17 protein-coding genes are annotated in these 16191 nt (G+C 71.1%); 11 read left to right on the plus strand and 6 right to left on the minus strand.

The annotated features are described in order from the left end of the window. Positions 1-19: 19 nt before the first annotated feature. The gene (locus ET989_RS04410; RefSeq protein ID WP_131167348.1) at positions 20-865 is read left to right on the plus strand and encodes a serine hydrolase; all 846 of its coding nucleotides are present in this window, start codon (positions 20-22) and stop codon (positions 863-865) included. Positions 866-881: 16 nt separating this feature from the next. Here the strand turns inward: ET989_RS04410 and ET989_RS04415 are convergent, their stop codons facing one another. The 3 genes from ET989_RS04415 to ET989_RS04425 form a co-directional block, all read right to left on the minus strand. Further along, positions 882-2378 carry an LCP family protein gene (locus ET989_RS04415; protein WP_131167349.1) on the minus strand — a complete coding sequence of 499 codons (1497 nt, stop codon included), beginning with the start codon at positions 2376-2378 and terminating at the stop codon, positions 882-884. 87 nt (positions 2379-2465) lie between these two features. Beyond that, positions 2466-2960, minus strand: coding sequence for a 5-(carboxyamino)imidazole ribonucleotide mutase (purE, locus tag ET989_RS04420; RefSeq protein WP_131167350.1), 495 nt, complete (start codon positions 2958-2960; stop codon positions 2466-2468). Continuing rightward, complete coding sequence (locus tag ET989_RS04425) at positions 2953-4203, minus strand: 5-(carboxyamino)imidazole ribonucleotide synthase (RefSeq protein ID WP_421958209.1); 1251 nt, start codon at positions 4201-4203, stop codon at positions 2953-2955. The genes purE and ET989_RS04425 overlap by 8 nt, the downstream gene beginning before the upstream one ends. Positions 4204-4245: 42 nt before the next feature. On the opposite strand from ET989_RS04425, the gene ET989_RS04430 reads away from it, so the two are divergent. Beyond that, the gene (locus ET989_RS04430; protein WP_131167351.1) at positions 4246-4959 is read left to right on the plus strand and encodes a Type 1 glutamine amidotransferase-like domain-containing protein; all 714 of its coding nucleotides are present in this window, start codon (positions 4246-4248) and stop codon (positions 4957-4959) included. A gap of 134 nt (positions 4960-5093) precedes the next feature. Here ET989_RS04430 and ET989_RS04435 read toward each other — a convergent pair whose 3' ends face one another. Further along, complete coding sequence (locus tag ET989_RS04435) at positions 5094-5558, minus strand: GtrA family protein (RefSeq protein ID WP_241656209.1); 465 nt, start codon at positions 5556-5558, stop codon at positions 5094-5096. Between the two features lie 53 nt (positions 5559-5611). Between ET989_RS04435 and ET989_RS04440 the strand changes: the two genes are divergently transcribed. Continuing rightward, positions 5612-6265, plus strand: coding sequence for an alpha/beta fold hydrolase (locus tag ET989_RS04440; protein WP_131167353.1), 654 nt, complete (start codon positions 5612-5614; stop codon positions 6263-6265). Between the two features lie 65 nt (positions 6266-6330). Here the strand turns inward: ET989_RS04440 and ET989_RS04445 are convergent, their stop codons facing one another. Further along, positions 6331-7104, minus strand: a complete 774-nt coding sequence (locus ET989_RS04445; protein WP_206662225.1) for a biotin--[acetyl-CoA-carboxylase] ligase — start codon at positions 7102-7104, stop codon at positions 6331-6333. 83 nt (positions 7105-7187) lie between these two features. Between ET989_RS04445 and ET989_RS04450 the strand changes: the two genes are divergently transcribed. The 8 genes from ET989_RS04450 to ET989_RS04485 all read left to right on the plus strand — a co-directional run bounded on the left by ET989_RS04450 (position 7188) and on the right by ET989_RS04485 (position 15251). Continuing rightward, on the plus strand, positions 7188-8762 hold the full coding sequence (locus ET989_RS04450) for an acyl-CoA carboxylase subunit beta (protein WP_131167354.1): 1575 nt from the start codon (positions 7188-7190) through the stop codon (positions 8760-8762). Next, the gene (locus ET989_RS04455; RefSeq protein ID WP_131167355.1) at positions 8759-8998 is read left to right on the plus strand and encodes an acyl-CoA carboxylase subunit epsilon; all 240 of its coding nucleotides are present in this window, start codon (positions 8759-8761) and stop codon (positions 8996-8998) included. The genes ET989_RS04450 and ET989_RS04455 overlap by 4 nt, the downstream gene beginning before the upstream one ends. A gap of 70 nt (positions 8999-9068) precedes the next feature. Further along, positions 9069-9812, plus strand: a complete 744-nt coding sequence (locus ET989_RS04460; protein WP_131167356.1) for a DUF937 domain-containing protein — start codon at positions 9069-9071, stop codon at positions 9810-9812. Next, positions 9809-10429, plus strand: coding sequence for a Maf family protein (locus ET989_RS04465; RefSeq protein WP_131167357.1), 621 nt, complete (start codon positions 9809-9811; stop codon positions 10427-10429). Before ET989_RS04460 ends, ET989_RS04465 begins: the two co-directional genes overlap by 4 nt. Before the next feature lie 24 nt (positions 10430-10453). Then, positions 10454-11353 carry a decaprenyl-phosphate phosphoribosyltransferase gene (locus ET989_RS04470; RefSeq protein WP_131167358.1) on the plus strand — a complete coding sequence of 300 codons (900 nt, stop codon included), beginning with the start codon at positions 10454-10456 and terminating at the stop codon, positions 11351-11353. A 124-nt stretch (positions 11354-11477) separates the two neighbouring features. Beyond that, positions 11478-13244: an acetyl/propionyl/methylcrotonyl-CoA carboxylase subunit alpha gene (locus tag ET989_RS04475; RefSeq protein ID WP_206662226.1), complete on the plus strand. Its 1767-nt coding sequence runs from the start codon at positions 11478-11480 to the stop codon at positions 13242-13244. A 69-nt stretch (positions 13245-13313) separates the two neighbouring features. Beyond that, positions 13314-14078: a hypothetical protein gene (locus tag ET989_RS04480; RefSeq protein ID WP_131167359.1), complete on the plus strand. Its 765-nt coding sequence runs from the start codon at positions 13314-13316 to the stop codon at positions 14076-14078. Positions 14079-14198: 120 nt separating this feature from the next. Beyond that, entirely contained in the window at positions 14199-15251 is a 1053-nt protein-coding gene (locus tag ET989_RS04485; RefSeq protein WP_206662227.1) for a glycosyltransferase family 2 protein, read from the plus strand. Here the strand turns inward: ET989_RS04485 and ET989_RS04490 are convergent. After that, positions 15236-16162 carry a DMT family protein gene (locus ET989_RS04490; protein ID WP_131167360.1) on the minus strand — a complete coding sequence of 309 codons (927 nt, stop codon included), beginning with the start codon at positions 16160-16162 and terminating at the stop codon, positions 15236-15238. The two genes, ET989_RS04485 and ET989_RS04490, sit on opposite strands and share 16 nt — an antisense overlap. Between the last annotated feature and the right edge of the window lie 29 nt (positions 16163-16191).

The raw sequence follows: 16191 nt of genomic DNA on the forward strand, positions 1-16191 counted from the left end.
CCCTCGGAAGGACCCTGCGATGACCCTCTCCCGCCGCGGCCTCTTGCTCGGCGCGACCTCCGCCGTGGTGCTGGCCGGCTGTTCCCGCGGGCCGGCACCGCTGAAGACGCCCGAGGCACCCCCGACGGGCAGCGTGCGGGCCCAGCTGCAGTCGGTGATGGACACCTACGGCACCAACACCGACAAGCTCGGCCTGTCGGTCAAGGACCTGCGCACCGGCCAGGAGTTCTCCTGGCGGGGCGACTTTGCCACCAACTCGGCCTCGATGGCCAAGGTGATGATCGTCCTGCTCGCCCTCAACAAGGCACGCCGCGCGGGCGAGGAGCTGAGCTTCGAGAACTACGGGCGCGCCTCGCGGGCCATCATCGACTCGGAGAACGACCCGGCCGACGAGCTGTGGGAGTGGGCCGGCGGCCGCGACGCCTACACCGCGCTGGCCCAGGAGCTCAGGCTGCCCAACACCCGCGGGCACGCCGACAGCGAGTTCTGGTCCTGGACGCACACCACCCCAGACGACCAGCGCAGGCTCGCCGACCTGCTGGTGCACGGCACCCCGGCGGTCACCGACGAGGACCGCCTCTACCTGCTCGACCTGATGTCGAAGACCTCGTCGTCCCAGACGTGGGGCGTGGGGCACGACAAGCGCCGCGGCGTCCGCGTCAGCATGAAGAACGGCTGGGTGCAGTTCAAGAGCATGGACAACCTGTGGGGTGTGAACTCCATGGGCCACGTGGTGGGCGAGGGCCGCGACTACGTGGCGGCGATCATGACCCGCATGCCCACCTTCGACGAGGGCCGCAACCTGCTCGACGCCATCGGTGCGGACCTGTTCTGCATCCTCGAGGGCGAACTCACCGCCGACTGAGCCCGGCCGCAGCCCCTCAGTCCACGCTGCAGACCACAGCGAGGTCGTCGGCCCGGCTGTCCATCTTGAAGCCGGCGCCGGTCTCGGGGGCCGTGCTCGCGACCACCGGCGCGGGTTGGTCCGACGGCGCCCGGGTGGGCGCGGGGGCCGCCGGCGCCGTGGTCGGGGCGGGCTCGGCGCTCGGGCTCGCGGCCGCCTCGCGGTCGAGCTGCTTCGAGGCGCCGATCGCGTCCTTGACGGTCGACCGGATCAGGCCGAAGTCCGGCTTGGCCGGTTCGACCAGCGGCGGTGCGAAGCTCACCGAGGCGATGGGGAGGCGGCGTCCAGCGTCGGCCAGCTCGGCCAGGTGCGCCAGCTGGGTGGTGGGCACGTCGGTGCGCACCATGGAGCTGCCGGCGGCGGCCAGCTCCGTGAACCGCGTGACGACGTTGAGGGGCGTCACCTGCTTGGCCAGCGCGTTGATCACGCACTTCTGGCGGACCATCCGCTCGTAGTCGGACGAGCCGTGGCGCGACCGGGCGAACCACAGGGCCTGGAAGCCGTCCAGGTGGACCTCCTCGCCGGGCTGGATGTAGCCCTCGACCCTGGCCGAGCCGCCGCCGATCGGGACAGCCTTGGCGATGTCGAGCGTGACGCCGCCGAGGGCGTCCACCAGCGACCGGAAGCCGCGCATGTCGACCATCGCGTAGTAGTTCAGCTTGAGCCCGAGCGTCTCGGAGATGACGTCGCGGGTGGCCACCAGGCCGGGGTTCTTGACGCCGGTGAACAGGGCGGGGTGCTTCTCGGCTTCGTGGTGGACGGCGTTGAGCAGGCAGCTCTGGTCCTCGCACCAGAAGCCCTGGGGGTAGAGCTTGCGCAGGGGCGACGACGACGGGAACGGTGCCCGCTGCAGGTTACGGGGCAGGCTGAACAGGACGGTCCGGCCGGTGTCGACGCTGACCGAGGCGACCATCATCGTGTCGGTGCGGATGCCCGGGCGGTCGGGTTCGGCGTCCACGCCGAGCAGGAGGACGTTGATGCGCCCATCCACCGCGGCGGCGTCCCCGCCCCCGCCGAAGACCGCGCCGAACAGTTCGGCCTGGCTGCGCGACAGTGTCGAGGCCTGCACCGAGCCGAAGCCGATCGCGAGCGCGAGCACGCCCGACAGGGCGGCCATCCCCCACCCGCGGCGTCCCATCTGGGTCGGGCGTGAGATCCGCCAAGCGTCCAGCATGAGGAGGGCCCAGCCGGCGCCGAGCGCGAGCACGGCGACCGAGCCGAACCACTGGGTGGCGGGGTGCGCGTACAGGGCGATGGCCCAGTCGCGGCGCAGGAACACCAGGGCGGCGAACGCGATCCCGACGCCAACGACCGACATCCAGACCCGTAGGGCGAACCGGCCCAGGCCGACGCCGCCGGCGATCACCTGCGCGGAGCCAGGCACGAGCAACGTCAGCACCAGCAGCGACACGCCACGGCGGAACGCGATGCGTTCGCTGCGCTGGCGGGCCGTGGGCACGGTCGCGTCGGACATACCTCGCCTCTGGGGGAAGACAGCAGGAGCAGGTTTCTCCCAGTGTGGTGGGTCCGGACGCCCGCGCCACGCAGGGCGCCCGGCGTGTCAGCGCCCCCGGATGGCGGCGCCCCTCGCCGTCGCGGCCGCGCGGAGGTCGTCCTGGAAGGCGAGCATCTTCTGCGTCAGCGCCTCGTCGCCGGCGGCGAGCATGCGGACGGCCAGCAGGCCGGCGTTGCGGGCGTTGCCGATGGCGACCGTGGCCACCGGGACCCCGGCGGGCATCTGGACGATCGAGAGCAGGGAGTCCATGCCGTCGAGGTACTTCAGCGGCACCGGGACGCCGATCACCGGCAGCGGCGTCAGCGAGGCGAGCATGCCCGGCAGGTGGGCCGCACCCCCGGCCCCGGCGATGATCACGCGCAGCCCGCGGGCGTGCGCCTCGCGGCCGTAGCGGACCATGTCCTCGGGCATGCGGTGGGCGCTGACCACGTCGGCCTCGAACGGCACGCCGAACTCGGCGCACGCCTGCGCGGCGGCCTCCATGGTCGGCCAGTCGGAATCGGAGCCCATGACGATCCCGACGAGGGGCTGCTCAGCCATGCGTCCTGCCTTCCAGGTGGTCGGACGCCCGGCGCGCGGCGTCCTGCGTGGTGGCGACGTCGGTGCCGCACACGGTGACGTGCCCGACCTTGCGGCCGGGCTTGACGGACTTGCCGTAGAGGTGGACGCGGGCGTCCGGGTCGGCGAGCACGGTGGCGAGCGAGCCGACGAGGTCGGGGTTGTCGCCGCCGAGCACGTTGCTCATCACGACGACCGGCGCGGTCAGCGCGGTCGAGCCGAGCGGGAGGTCGGCGACCGCGCGCAAGTGGTTCTCGAACTGGCTGGTGACCGCACCCTCGATGGTCCAGTGCCCGGTGTTGTGCGGGCGCATGGCGAGTTCGTTGACGACGATCTCGCCACCCGGGCGCTCCATGAGCTCCACCGCGAGGACGCCGACCACGCCCAGCTCGTCGGCGATGCGGGTGGCGAAGGCCTGGATCTCGGCGGCGTAGCCCTCGTCGAGGCCGGGTGCCGGCGTGGTGGTCTCGTGGCAGATCCCGTCGCGCTGGACGGTCTCGCTGACGGGGTACACCACCGACTCCCCGCCCGGACGGCGCACCACCAGGACCGACAGCTCGCGGGTGAATGGGATGAACTCCTCGGCCACGATGACGACCTCCGGCCCCTCGCCAGGCCCCTCAGGTGCGAGCGGAGCGAGCCTCGAAGGGCCGGCCGCACCCGCGGCGTCCACCCGTTCGGTCGGGCCGAGCGCGCACCCGAGCGCGGCGAAGGGCTCGGCGGCACCGTCGGGGCCGTCGACCTTCCAGACGCCCTTGCCGTCGTAGCCACCGCGGGAGGTCTTGGCGATCAGCGGCCAGCCGATCTCGTCGCCGAACGCGACGAACTCCTCCGGCGTCCGGGTGACCCGCCAGGCCGGCGCGGGGATGCCGAGGGCGGTCAGGCGCTCGCGCATGGCGGCCTTGTCCTGGGCGTACACCAGCGCGTCGGGGCCGGGGCGGACGGCCACGCCGGCGTCCCGCAGCGTGCGGAGCAGGTCGGTCGGGACGTGCTCGTGGTCGAACGTCACGGCGTCGGCGCCGGCCGCGAAGGCGGACAGGGTGGCGGCGTCGGTGTAGTCGCCCACCTGGGCGCCGGGGACGACCTGGGCGGCGGAAGTGCCCTCCGCCTCGGCCAGCAGCCGCACGGCCAGGCCCAGCGGTGTCGCCGCCTCATTCATCATGCGGGCGAGCTGCCCGCCGCCCACGATGCCGATGGTCAGGTCCGTCACGAAACGGAAGGTTATCTGGCTTCGCGTTCGGAGGGTGGTCGGTGCCAAGATGGCGGCATGACCGCTCACATCGTCGCGATGGGTGGCGGCGGGTTCGCAACGTCGCAGCTCGGAGCCCCCACCAACCTTGATCGCTACCTCGTCGAACTGACCGGGAAGTCCGCCCCGCTGGTCTGCTTCGTGCCGACCGCCGCCGCCGACGACCCGCAGTACATCAACAAGTTCCTGGTGGCCTACGGCACGCTGGGCATCCGTCCGATGGTGCTGACCCTGTGGCAGGACGCGGCCAGAGCCGTCCAGCGCATCCAGGAGGCCGACCTCATCCTGGTCGGCAACGGCGCCACGGTGAACATGCTGGCGCTGTGGAAGGCGCACGGCGTCCACAAGGCGATCAAGCAGCGCTACGAGCGCGGCGACGTCGTCCTCGGGGGCACGTCGGCCGGCGCCAACGTGTGGTTCGAGGGGTGCGTCACCGACTCGTTCGGCGACTTCCGCCCCTGGCGGGGCGGCCTGGGCATCGTCCCGGGCAGCTTCTGCAGCCACTTCGGCAGCGAGGACGGCCGCGTGGGCGTCTACACCGACGCCGTGGCGACCGGCGACCTGCCCGGCGGCTGGGCCGCCGACGACGGCGCGGGCGTCCACTTCGTCGACGGCAAGCTCGCGGGCTGCATCGCCGAGGCCCCGGGCCAGCGCGTGTTCTCCGTCCAGCCCTCCACGCTGCCCACGGCGTCCGGCGTGCTGGTCGAGCAGCAGAAGGTCGAACTCATCTGATCCAGCGAACGCGGCGGTCCCACCGGGGCCGCCGCGTTCCTGCGCGCCCTCCCGCCGAGGGCTTGGGTTCAGCCCGCCGAGGGCTTGGGTTCAGCCCGCCGAGGGCTTGGGTTCAGCCCGCCGAGGGCTTGGGTTCAGCCCGCCGAGGGCTTGGGCTTGGGTTCGGAGAAGATCCAGATCCGCTGGACGATGAAGTTGACCGTGGTCGCCAGGCCCTGCGCGATGACGAACCCGACGACCTGCGCCACGGCGACCCCCCACAGGTCGGCCAGGGGCGGGTACAGCAGCGCGAAGGTGCCCACCTGCAAAGCGAAGGTCAGCACGTACAGGGTCGCGACCGCGACCAGCTTGCGGCGGCTGCCGTCGGACTGGAAGGTCCAGCGCGAGTTGATCGCATAGGCGGTGAGCGTCCCGAACACCCAGGAGATCGCCTTGGCGACGGTGTGCGACAGCCCCAGAGCCATGCCGAGCACGAGCAGCCCGTAGTCCACGACGGCCGAGACGCCGCCCGTGACCACGAACCGGAACAGCTGCGTGCCGAGCGGCAGTTGAGCGCGGGCGTCCGGATCGGTGGACGGCTGCGGGGCGGGACGGATCACGCCCACCATCGTCCCACAGGGGCGGGCGGCCGCTCGCCGGGTAGATTTCGCGCATGCGCCTGCTCGCCCTCCTCCACGGCCTTGGCCAAACCCCGCAGTCCTGGCAGGACCAGGTCACCGCCATGCCCGCCGGATTCAAGGCCGTCGCGCCCTGGCTGAAGGGCACCCGCCCCGGACGCGCCGAAGAGTTCAGCGTCGAGGGCGCAGCCGACGACGTGCTCGCCCTGCTGAACCAACACGGCGCCGAGCAGATGTCGCTGGTGGGCGTGAGCCTGGGCGCGATGGTCGCCCTGGACGCCGCCACCCGGGCTCCCGACACCGTCTCGCACCTCGTGCTGGCGGCCGGGCAGGTGAACCCGCCGAAGTCAGTGATGCGGGCCCAGCGGCTCGTGTTCTCCCTCGTGCCCGCCAAGCGGTTGGCGGCCATGGGCGTGGAGAAGAAGCGTTTCCTGCAGGCGCTCGACCAGGCCGCGCGCATCGACTACCGCTCCCGGCTCGGCCAGGTGACCGCGAAAACACTCGTGCTCGTCGGCGGCAACGACAGGGCCAACCTGCAGGCCGCCCGCGACCTCGCCGCCGGCATCGCGGGGGCACGCCTGGAGATCATCCCCGGCGCGGGTCACCAGCCCAATGTCGACAGCCCCGAGGCCTTCAACGCGCTGGTCTGGCCGTTCCTGACGGACGAGGACAAGCCCTCGGCGGACTGAAGGCAAGCCTTCGGCGGACTGGAGGCAAGCCTTCGGCGGACTGGAGGCAAGCCCTCGGCGGGGGGTCAGGCCGGGCGCAGGTGCTCCACGTCGCCTGCGACGAACGTGCGGGGGCCGGACGCCGTGCGCACGACCAAGCCGCCCCCGGCGTCGACCCCCACGGCCTCGCCGGTGACGTCGGAGTCGGCCAGGTGCACCACGACCTCACGCCCGATGGTGTCGCAGCGGCGCCGGTACTCGGCCACGACGGAGTCGCCGCGGTCCCACGCAGTGAACCAGCTCTCCAGCGACCGCAGCACCGCGGCCAGCAGCGGCGTGGCACCCACGTCCGAACCCTCCAGGCGCGTCGAGGTGGCCGTCGGGACGGGCAGCTGGTCGGCCCGCAGGCCCACGTTGATGCCGAAGCCGAGCACCGCGCGCGGGTCGTCCACCCCGCCGACCGACTCGCACAGGATGCCGCACAGCTTGCGTCCGGCTACCAGCACGTCGTTGGGCCACTTGAGGCGGGCGTCCAGCCCGGTTGCCGCGCGGACGCCGTCGGTGACGGCCATGCCGACCAGCAGCGGCAGCCAGCCCCACTCGGGCATCGGACGCCGCGGCGCGACGAGGACCGAGCAGGCGATGGAGGTGTCCTGCGGGGCCTCCCAGCGGCGGGCCAGCCGGCCGCGTCCGGTGCTCTGGTGGCCACTGGCCAGGACCAGCCCCGGCGCGGCCCCCTCGGCGGAGGCGCGGGTGAGGTCGGCGTTGGTGGAGCCCGTCGTCGGCACCGTGTCGAGGTGCGTCCACAGCCCCCCGAGGACGGCGAGTCGGAGGGCGTCGGCATCGAGGAAGGCGCTCACGCCCGCCACCCTATCCAGCGCGTCCCACCGCACCGGGCACGTGGGCTTGGGTGCGGACCGGGGGTAGGCATTATGGTCAGCGCATGGAGATCGACATCCACACAACGAAGGGTAAGATCGCCGATCTCGGGGAACGCATTCTCGCCGCTGAGAACGCTGCTTCCCCTGCTGCCGTTGAAAAGCAGCACGCCAAGGGCAAGCTCACGGCCCGCGAGCGCATCGCCGCGCTGCTGGACGAGGGCACCTTCGCGGAGTTCGACGAGTTCGCCCGCCACCGCTCAACGGCGTTCGGCATGCAGGCCAAGCGTCCCTACACCGACGGCGTCATCACCGGCGTCGGCGCCATCCACGGACGCCCCGTCTGCGTGTTCAGCCAGGACGTCGCCCTCTTCGGCGGCGCGCTCGGCCAGGTCTACGGCGAGAAGATCGTCAAGATCATCGACTTCGCCATCAAGACCGGCTGCCCGCTCATCGGCATCAACGAGGGCGGTGGCGCCCGTATCCAGGAGGGCGTCGTCTCGCTCGGCCTCTACGGCGAGATCTTCCGCCGCAACACCCTCGCCTCCGGCGTGATCCCGCAGATCTCGCTGATCATGGGTGCCGCGGCCGGTGGCCACGTGTACTCCCCGGCCCTGACCGACTTCACGATCATGGTCGACCAGACCTCCCAGATGTTCATCACCGGCCCGGCCGTCATCAAGACCGTCACCGGCGAGGACGTCACCCTGGAGGAGCTGGGCGGCGGTCGCACCCACGCCAGCAAGTCGGGCAACGCCCACTACCTGGCAGCGGATGAGGCCGACGCGATCGAGTACGTCCGTGACCTGCTCAGCTACCTGCCGCAGAACAACCTCGAGGACCCGCCGGTCTACGACGAGGACGAGGCCGACCTCACGATCACCGACCACGACCGCGAGCTCGACACGCTCATTCCCGACAGCCCCAACCAGCCGTACGACATCCGCACGGTCATCAAGACGGTGCTCGACGACGACGAGTTCCTCGAGGTGCAGGAGCTCTACGCCGGCAACATCGTCAACGGCTTCGGCCGCATCGAGGGCCGCGTCGTCGGCGTCGTCGCGAACCAGCCGATGGTCTTCGCCGGCTGCCTCGACATCAACGCCTCGGAGAAGGCGGCCCGCTTCATCCGCACGTGTGACGCGTTCAACATCCCCGTGCTGACGTTCGTGGACGTCCCCGGCTTCCTGCCCGGCGTCGACCAGGAGCACAACGGCATCATCCGCCGCGGCGCCAAGCTGATCTACGCCTACGCCGAGGCCACCGTGCCGCTGGTCACCGTCATCACCCGCAAGGCCTACGGCGGCGCCTACGACGTCATGGGTTCCAAGCACCTGGGGGCCGACGTGAACCTGGCGTGGCCGACCGCCCAGATCGCCGTCATGGGCGCCGAGGGTGCCGTCGAGATCCTGTACCGCAAGGAACTCGCCGAGGCCGAGGATCCCGTGAAGCGTCGCGCCGAGCTGGTCCAGGAGTACAACGACGAACTGGCCAACCCGTACGTGGCGGCCGAGCGCGGCTACATCGACCAGGTGATCTACCCGCACAGCACGCGCGAGACGATCATCCGGGTCATGCGCCTGCTCCGCACCAAGCGGGAGACGCTGCCCCCCAAGAAGCACGGGAACATCCCGCTGTGACCGGCGCCGAGCAGCTCACGGAGCAGGGTCCGCTGTTCACGGTGGAGTCCGGCAACCTGACCGACGAGGAGTTGGCGGCCCTGACGGCCGTCATCGCCGTCGTCCGTCGGGGGCGTGGGCGTCCGCACGCGCCGGTCAACTCGGCCATCGCGGGCGGCTGGCGCTCGCACTGGCACCTCGTCCGGCACGCCGTGCTCCAGGGTCACGGCGCATGGCGGAGCACTGCCCGCCGCTGAATCTCTGTCCTTCGCTTGGTGGCGGCCGCTAGGCTCGTTGCGTCCGTCATCAAGCGAAGGAGTTTCGGCAATGGCCGCCGTAGACGACATCAAGTCCAGCCTCGACGTCTCCCAGATCGCCCAGTTCCTCGGGACCGACGAGCGGACCGCCAACGAAGCGGTCGATCAGGCCCTGTCGCAGCTGGTGGGCTCCATGGGCACCACCGCGACGGACGCCCCCAGTGCAGTCGGACTCTCCCGCGCCGCGCTGAACGACCACCTCGACAGCCCCGCGTACGGCGACAGCATCGACATCAACAACGTCGACAGCGCCGACGGCGAGAAGATCGTCAACCACATCTTCTCCGGCCAGGAGATCCAGTCCCTCAGCGGCGGCACCGATGGCAGCCTGCTGCGTCGCCTCCTCCCGATCCTGGCCCCGATCGTCATGGGCTACCTCGCCAGCAAGCTGCAGGAGCGCATGGGTGGCGGCCGCGCGCCGGCCCCCCAGTCCGGCGGCGGTGGCCTCGGTGACATCCTCGGCGATCTGCTCGGGGGCGGCGCGCCGCAGGGTGGTTCCACCGGCGGTGGCGGATTCGGCGACATCCTCGGCGACCTGCTCGGCGGCGGTTCCGCCCCGCAGCAGCAGGCCCCGGCCCCGCAGGCCCCCTCTGCCGACCGCGGCTTCCAGGTCCCGGGCGCCGGCGACGGCGGCCTCCGCATGGATCCGGGCACGTCGTCGTCCACGACCCCGCAGCAGCGCCAGGCGCCCGCGGGTGGCGGTGACCTGCTGGGTGGCCTGCTGCAGGACATCCTCCTCGGCGGTCGTCGCTGAGCGTGCGACTGATCCTCGCCTCGGCGTCGCCGTCGCGCCTGCAGACCCTGCGGGCCGCCGGCGTCGACCCGGTCGTCCACGTCTCCGGCGTGGACGAGAGCCAGATCGAGGGGGCGGACGCCACTGCGGTGGCGTCCGCCCTCGCCCGTCTGAAGGCCGAGGCCGTGCTGGCCGAGGTCGGCACGGACGCCGACGTGGTCGTCGTCGGCTGCGACTCGATCCTGGAACTGGACGGCGAACAGTTCGGCAAGCCCCACACCGACGAGGTCGCGCGCGAGCGCTGGCACGCGATGCGCGGCCGCACAGGCGTGCTGGTCACCGGCCACCACGTGGCCGTGGTCCGCGGCGGTCAGGTGCACCGCGACACCCGCGCGGCCACCACGGCGGTCACGTTCGCCGACGTGACGGACGCCGAGGTCGAGGCCTACATCGCCACCGGCGAGCCGCGCCATTGCGCCGGCGCGTTCACCATCGACGGCTTCGGCGGCGCGTTCGTCGAGCGCCTCGAGGGCGACCACCACAACGTCATCGGTCTCAGCCTGCCGCTGCTGCGCCGCATGCTCGCGGACGCCGGCGTGGAGTGGACGGCCCTGTGGCGCCTCTCGGTGCCCGCCTGAGCGCTCCCTTACACTGGGCGGGCCATGACTGAGCTCGAACACGCGCACGCGCGCCATCGCCTCCCCGCCGCGATCCGGGCCATGCGGCCCCGCCAGTGGGTCAAGAACATCCTCGTGTTCGCCGCCCCCGTCGCGGCCGGCACGCTCCTGCAGCCGGCGATCCTCCTCACCACGCTGTGGGCGTTCGTGGCCTTCTGCCTGGTCAGCGCGTCCATCTACCTCATCAACGACGTCCGTGACGTCGAGGCCGACCGCGCCCACCCGAAGAAGCGGTTCCGCCCGATCGCGGCCGGCGAGCTCTCCCCCACCACCGCCCTCGTGCTCGCGGGCGCCGCGCTCGTGGCGAGCCTCGGGCTGGGCTTCTGGATGGCGCCGCTGCTCGGCGTGACGCTGGCCACCTACTGGGTGCTGCAGGTGGGCTACTCGCTCTTCCTGAAGAACCAGCCGATCATCGACCTGGCCATGGTGGCGTCGGGGTTCATCCTGCGCGCCGTGGCCGGCGGCGTGGCGTCCGGCATCGAGCTGTCGCAGTGGTTCCTGCTGGTGGCCGCGTTCGGGTCGCTGTTCATGGTGGCCGGCAAACGCTACTCAGAGATCCGCGAGCTGGGCGCCGGGGCCGGGACGCGGGCGTCCCTGGCCCGCTACACCGACAGCTACCTCCGCTTCGCCTGGACGGTCGCCTGCACCGCCGTGATCATGTCGTACAGCCTGTGGGCCTTCGAGCAGTCCCAGGACGCCACGTGGCTCCGCCTGCCGTGGCACGTGATCTCCATCGCGCCGTTCACCCTGGCGCTGCTCCGGTACGCCTACGTCATCGACTCCGGCTCGGCCGGCGAACCCGAGGACGTCGTGCTCTCCGACCGTGTCCTGCAGGCCCTCGGGCTGCTCTGGGTGGTCCCCGTCGCCATCGCCGTCTTCTTCTGATCGGGGGCCCCGGCCGCCCGTGCTGCGTGAAGGACCGGTCGATTACGGGCCGGTACTGCTTTGGTTCTAGACTCCGGAACGGACACGGCCCTGCGCCGAAGACCGGGACTTTCAAGGAGGAAATGTGCCTATCACCAAGGTTCTCGTCGCCAACCGCGGTGAGATCGCCGTCCGCGTGATCCGCGCCGCCCGCGATGCCGGACTGCCGAGCGTGGCCGTCTACGCCGACCCCGACGCCGACTCGCTGTTCGTGAAGCTGGCCGACGAGGCCTATGCGCTGAACGGCATGACCCCCGCCGAAACCTACCTCGATGTCGCCAAGATTCTGGGGATCGCCGAGCGGTCCGGCGCCAACGCCATTCACCCGGGCTACGGGTTTCTCGCCGAGAACGCACAGTTCGCGCAGGCCGTCCAGGACGCCGGCCTGATCTGGATCGGCCCCCCGCCGGCCGCCATCGACGCGCTGGGTGACAAGGTCAAGGCCCGCCACATCGCCAACAAGGTCGGCGCCCCGCTGGTGCAGGGCACCCCCGACCCGGTGTCCGGCGCCGATGAGGTCGTCGCCTTCGCCAAGGAGTACGGCCTGCCCATCGCCATCAAGGCCGCCTACGGCGGCGGCGGCCGCGGCCTGAAGGTCGCCCGCGAGCTCGACGAGGTCGCCGAGCTCTTCGAGTCCGCCACCCGCGAGGCCGTCACGGCCTTCGGCCGCGGCGAGTGCTTCGTCGAGCAGTACCTCGACAAGCCGCGCCACGTGGAGACCCAGTGCCTGGCCGACGCCCACGGGAACGTGGTCGTCGTCTCGACCCGCGACTGCTCGCTGCAGCGCCGCCACCAGAAGCTGGTCGAGGAGGCCCCCGCGCCGTTCCTGACCGACGAGCAGCTGGAGACGTTGTACACCTCGTCCAAGGCCATCCTCAAGGAGGCCGGCTACATCGGAGCCGGCACCTGCGAGTTCCTGGTCGCCCAGGACGGCCGCATCTCCTTCCTCGAGGTCAACACCCGCCTTCAGGTCGAGCACCCGGTCTCTGAGGAGGTCACCGGCATCGACCTGGTCCGCGAGATGTTCCGCATCGCCGACGGCGAGGAGCTGGGCTACGACGATCCCGTCGTGCGCGGCCACTCGATCGAGTTCCGCATCAACGCCGAGGACGCCGGCCGTAACTTCATGCCGGCTCCCGGCACGCTGACCGCGTGGCAGGCCCCGTCCGGCCCCGGCGTCCGCGTCGACCACGGCTACAACGCCGGTATGGCCGTTCCGGGCTCGTTCGACTCCCTCGTCGCCAAGATCATCGTGACCGGTGCCGACCGCGCGCAGGCCATTGCCCGCTCCCGCCGCGCCCTGTCCGAGACGGTGCTCGAGGGCATGCCGACCGTCATCCCGTTCCACCAGGTCGTGCTGAACGACCCGGCCTACGTGGCGGCCGACGGCACCTTCGGCGTCCACACCCGCTGGATCGAGACCGAGTTCGACAACACGATCCCGGCCTACACCGGCCCGCTGGGCGAGTCGGAGGAGACCGAGAAGACCAGCGTGGTCGTCGAGGTCAACGGCAAGCGCGTCGAGGTGAAGCTGCCCGCGTCCCTGGGTGCTGCGGCGCCCGCGGCGTCCAGCAGGGCGAAGAAGCCCACCAAGCGCGACCGCGGCGGCGCCAAGGCGTCCGCCCCGTCGAGCAACGCGGTGGCCTCGCCGATGCAGGGCACCATTGTGAAGGTGGCCGTTTCCGAGGGCGACACCGTCGCCGAGGGCGACCTGATCGTGGTCCTGGAGGCGATGAAGATGGAGCAGCCGCTCAACGCGCACCGCGCGGGCGTCGTCAAGGGCCTGAGCGTCGAGGCGGGCCAGACGGTCGCCTCCGGCGACACGCTCTGCGAGATCGTCGACGCGGAGTGACAACGACGCACAGCTGACACCCAGCGGCCCCCGAGGCTTCACCTCGGGGGCCGCTGGCATGCTGGGGTCATGGAGTACGTGATCGTCGGGGTGCTCGTCCTCGTCGCCCTCGGCATCTGGGTGACCGTCGCGCGGGGCGGGCGGAAGCTCGAGCGGCAGCAGGCCACCGAACTGGAGGGGGCCATGGCCGCCTCACTGCGCGCCGCCGAGGAGGACGTGACGCGGTTCGGCGAGGAACTGCAGGCCCTCGACGTCACCGGCGGGACGCTGGACGCCGCCGCCCGCCAGGACTACGAGCGGGCTCTGGATTCCTACGAGCACGCCAAGCAGTCGCTGGCCGCGGTCACCCGGCCCGACGAGGTGCGGTTTGTCACCGAGATCCTCGAGGAGGGCCGCTACGCCGTCGCCTGCCTGCGGGCGCGATTGGCGGGGCAGCCACTGCCGGCCAAGCGCCCCCCGTGCTTCTTCAACCCCTCCCACGGCCCCTCCACGCAGAACGTGGAGTGGGCCCAGCAGGGCCAGCCGTCCCGCTCCGTCCCGGCCTGCGCCGCGGACGCCGAGCGTGTGCTCGCTGGGGGCGTCCCCTACATCCGCACCGTGCAGGTCGGCGCCCGCCGCGTCCCCTACTGGGAGGCCGGCCGCGAGTACGCGCCGTGGGCGGAGGGCTACTTCAGCAACTGGCAGGGTTCCGACCTCATCAAGGGCGTCGCGGTGGGCTCCATGGTGTTGGGCGGCCTCGTGGCGCTGCCCAAGCTGCTGGACGAGCTCGGCGACTTCGAGGGCCTGGGTGACCTCGGCGAGATCGTCGAGGGCCTGGGCGACCTGTTCGACTGACCCCGCCGCCGGGTGGCCCGCCGACCCGCCGAAGGGTGGAGGCGGCTGGGTGGCGCCCAACCGATAGCCTGTCGGGGTACCGGGAAACACCCACCATCGACACGACGAAGAGGGATCTGCGTGACCACCGAGCATCCGTACAAGAGCCAGAAGGAGATCACGTTCGTGATCCCCTGTTTCAACTCGGCCGAGTACATGGACCACTGCATCGACTCGATCCTGCGTGGCAAGGGCAACATCGAGATCATCATCGTCAACGACGGCTCGACGAAGGACAACACGGCCGAGAAGGCCGACGAGTGGGCCGCCCGCCACCCCGAGACCATCAAGGTCATTCACCAGGAGAACAAGGGCCACGGCGGCGCCGTCATGGCCGGCCTGCGCGAGGCATCCGGCGTGTACTTCAAGGTCGTCGACTCCGACGACTGGCTCGACCACGTCGCCCTGAACCTGACCCTGTCGAAGCTGCGCCACTTCATCGCGTCCGGCTCGCCGGTCGACCTGGTCATCGCCAACTACGTCTACGAGCACACCGTCTCCGGCACCCAGAAGGTCATCAAGTACCGCGGCATGCTGCCGCAGAACCGCGTCTTCACCTGGAACGAGGTCGGCTTCTCCGGCCCCGGGCAGAACATCTTGATGCACTCGGCGATCTACCGCACCCAGGTGCTGCGGGAGTCGGGCCTCGACCTGCCCGAGCACACGTTCTACGTCGACAACATCTTCGTCTACCAGCCGCTGCCGAGCGTCCAGACTCTGTTCTACCTGCCCGTGAACCTCTACCGGTACTTCATCGGCCGCGAGGACCAGTCGGTCAACGAGAGCGTCCAGATCAAGCGCCTCGACCAGCAGATGCGGGTCACTCGCATCATGGTGGAGGCCCACAAGCTCCCCGAGGGCGCGGGCAACCGTCGCCTCGCGGGCTACATGGAGCAATACCTGGGCCTGATCGTCACCGCGTCCAGCATCTTCGCCCTGCTGGAGGGCACGGAGAAGGGGCTGCGGATGCGCCGGGAGATGTGGGAGCACATCGACTCGGTGGACCCGCTCCTGAAGGCCCGCCTCGGCCTGCGCCTACCGCTGGTGCTGGGTGCGAACCTGCCCGGCCCGATCGGACGCCGTACGTCGGTGGCCCTGTACCGGACCGCGCGGAAGCTCTACCGCTTCAACTGACCCGCAGCCGTCGACCCCAGCCCGTGGCCCCCGTGGTCATGGGTGGGGTGGAAGCGCGCGAGCGCGATGACGCCGGCGATGGCGACGGCGCCGAGGGCCATCATCAGGGCGGCGGCGGTCGGCGTGATGCCGACGCCCTCCCCCAGCACGAGGATGCCGAAGGCCACGGCCACGACCGGGCTGGTGACCGTCATGGAACCGACGACGATCTCGGCGGGCCCTGTCGCGTAGCCCTGCTGGATCAGCCAGCCGGCGGCGACGGCGCCCACGAGGAGCGCCACCACGATGCCGTAGATGGCCGCCGAGTAGGGCCAGGTGTGCGAGCGGACGTACTCGATGATCGACTTCACCAGCGACGCCTCAAGGCCGTAGAACAGCGCCCCGCCGGACGACCAGAACAGGCTGCGCCATTTGTACGGGCCGCGGCCTCCCAGCGTCGAGAACAGGCCCACCACGGCGTACACGACCAGCGCGCCGATGACGACGCGGCGGATGACGAGGTCGGAGCCGGCCGACGCGTGGATGCTGGTGACGATGGTGAACGCCAGCGTCGCGGCGACCGTCACGGCGACCGCCAGCTGGATGCGCGGGGGCACCCACGTGCGAGTGGCACGGGCGGCAAGCAGCACCGACCACGGGAAGGCGAGCAGCCCGAGGGGCTGGACGACCGACAGGGGTGCCATCGACAGGGCGACGATCTGGAAGACTGCCGAGACGCCCAGTAGCACGAGCCCGAGCATCCAGCGGGTGCTGCGCACGGCCTGCAGGAAGGAGCGGAAGCTCATCTGCTCCTTGTGCGCGTTGCCGCCCAGGTGGGTGTCGACGGCGCGGTGCTGCAGGTGGGCGGACAGGGCGAAGCAGAACGACCCGATGAGGACGAGCCCGACGGCCAGGGGGATGTTCTGCGTCACGTTTGCCTACGCTAGCCGCTCGGCGGGCC

Origin of the sequence: Propioniciclava sinopodophylli, assembly GCF_004324755.1 — a bacterium.
GTDB lineage: Bacteria > Actinomycetota > Actinomycetes > Propionibacteriales > Propionibacteriaceae > Propioniciclava > Propioniciclava sinopodophylli.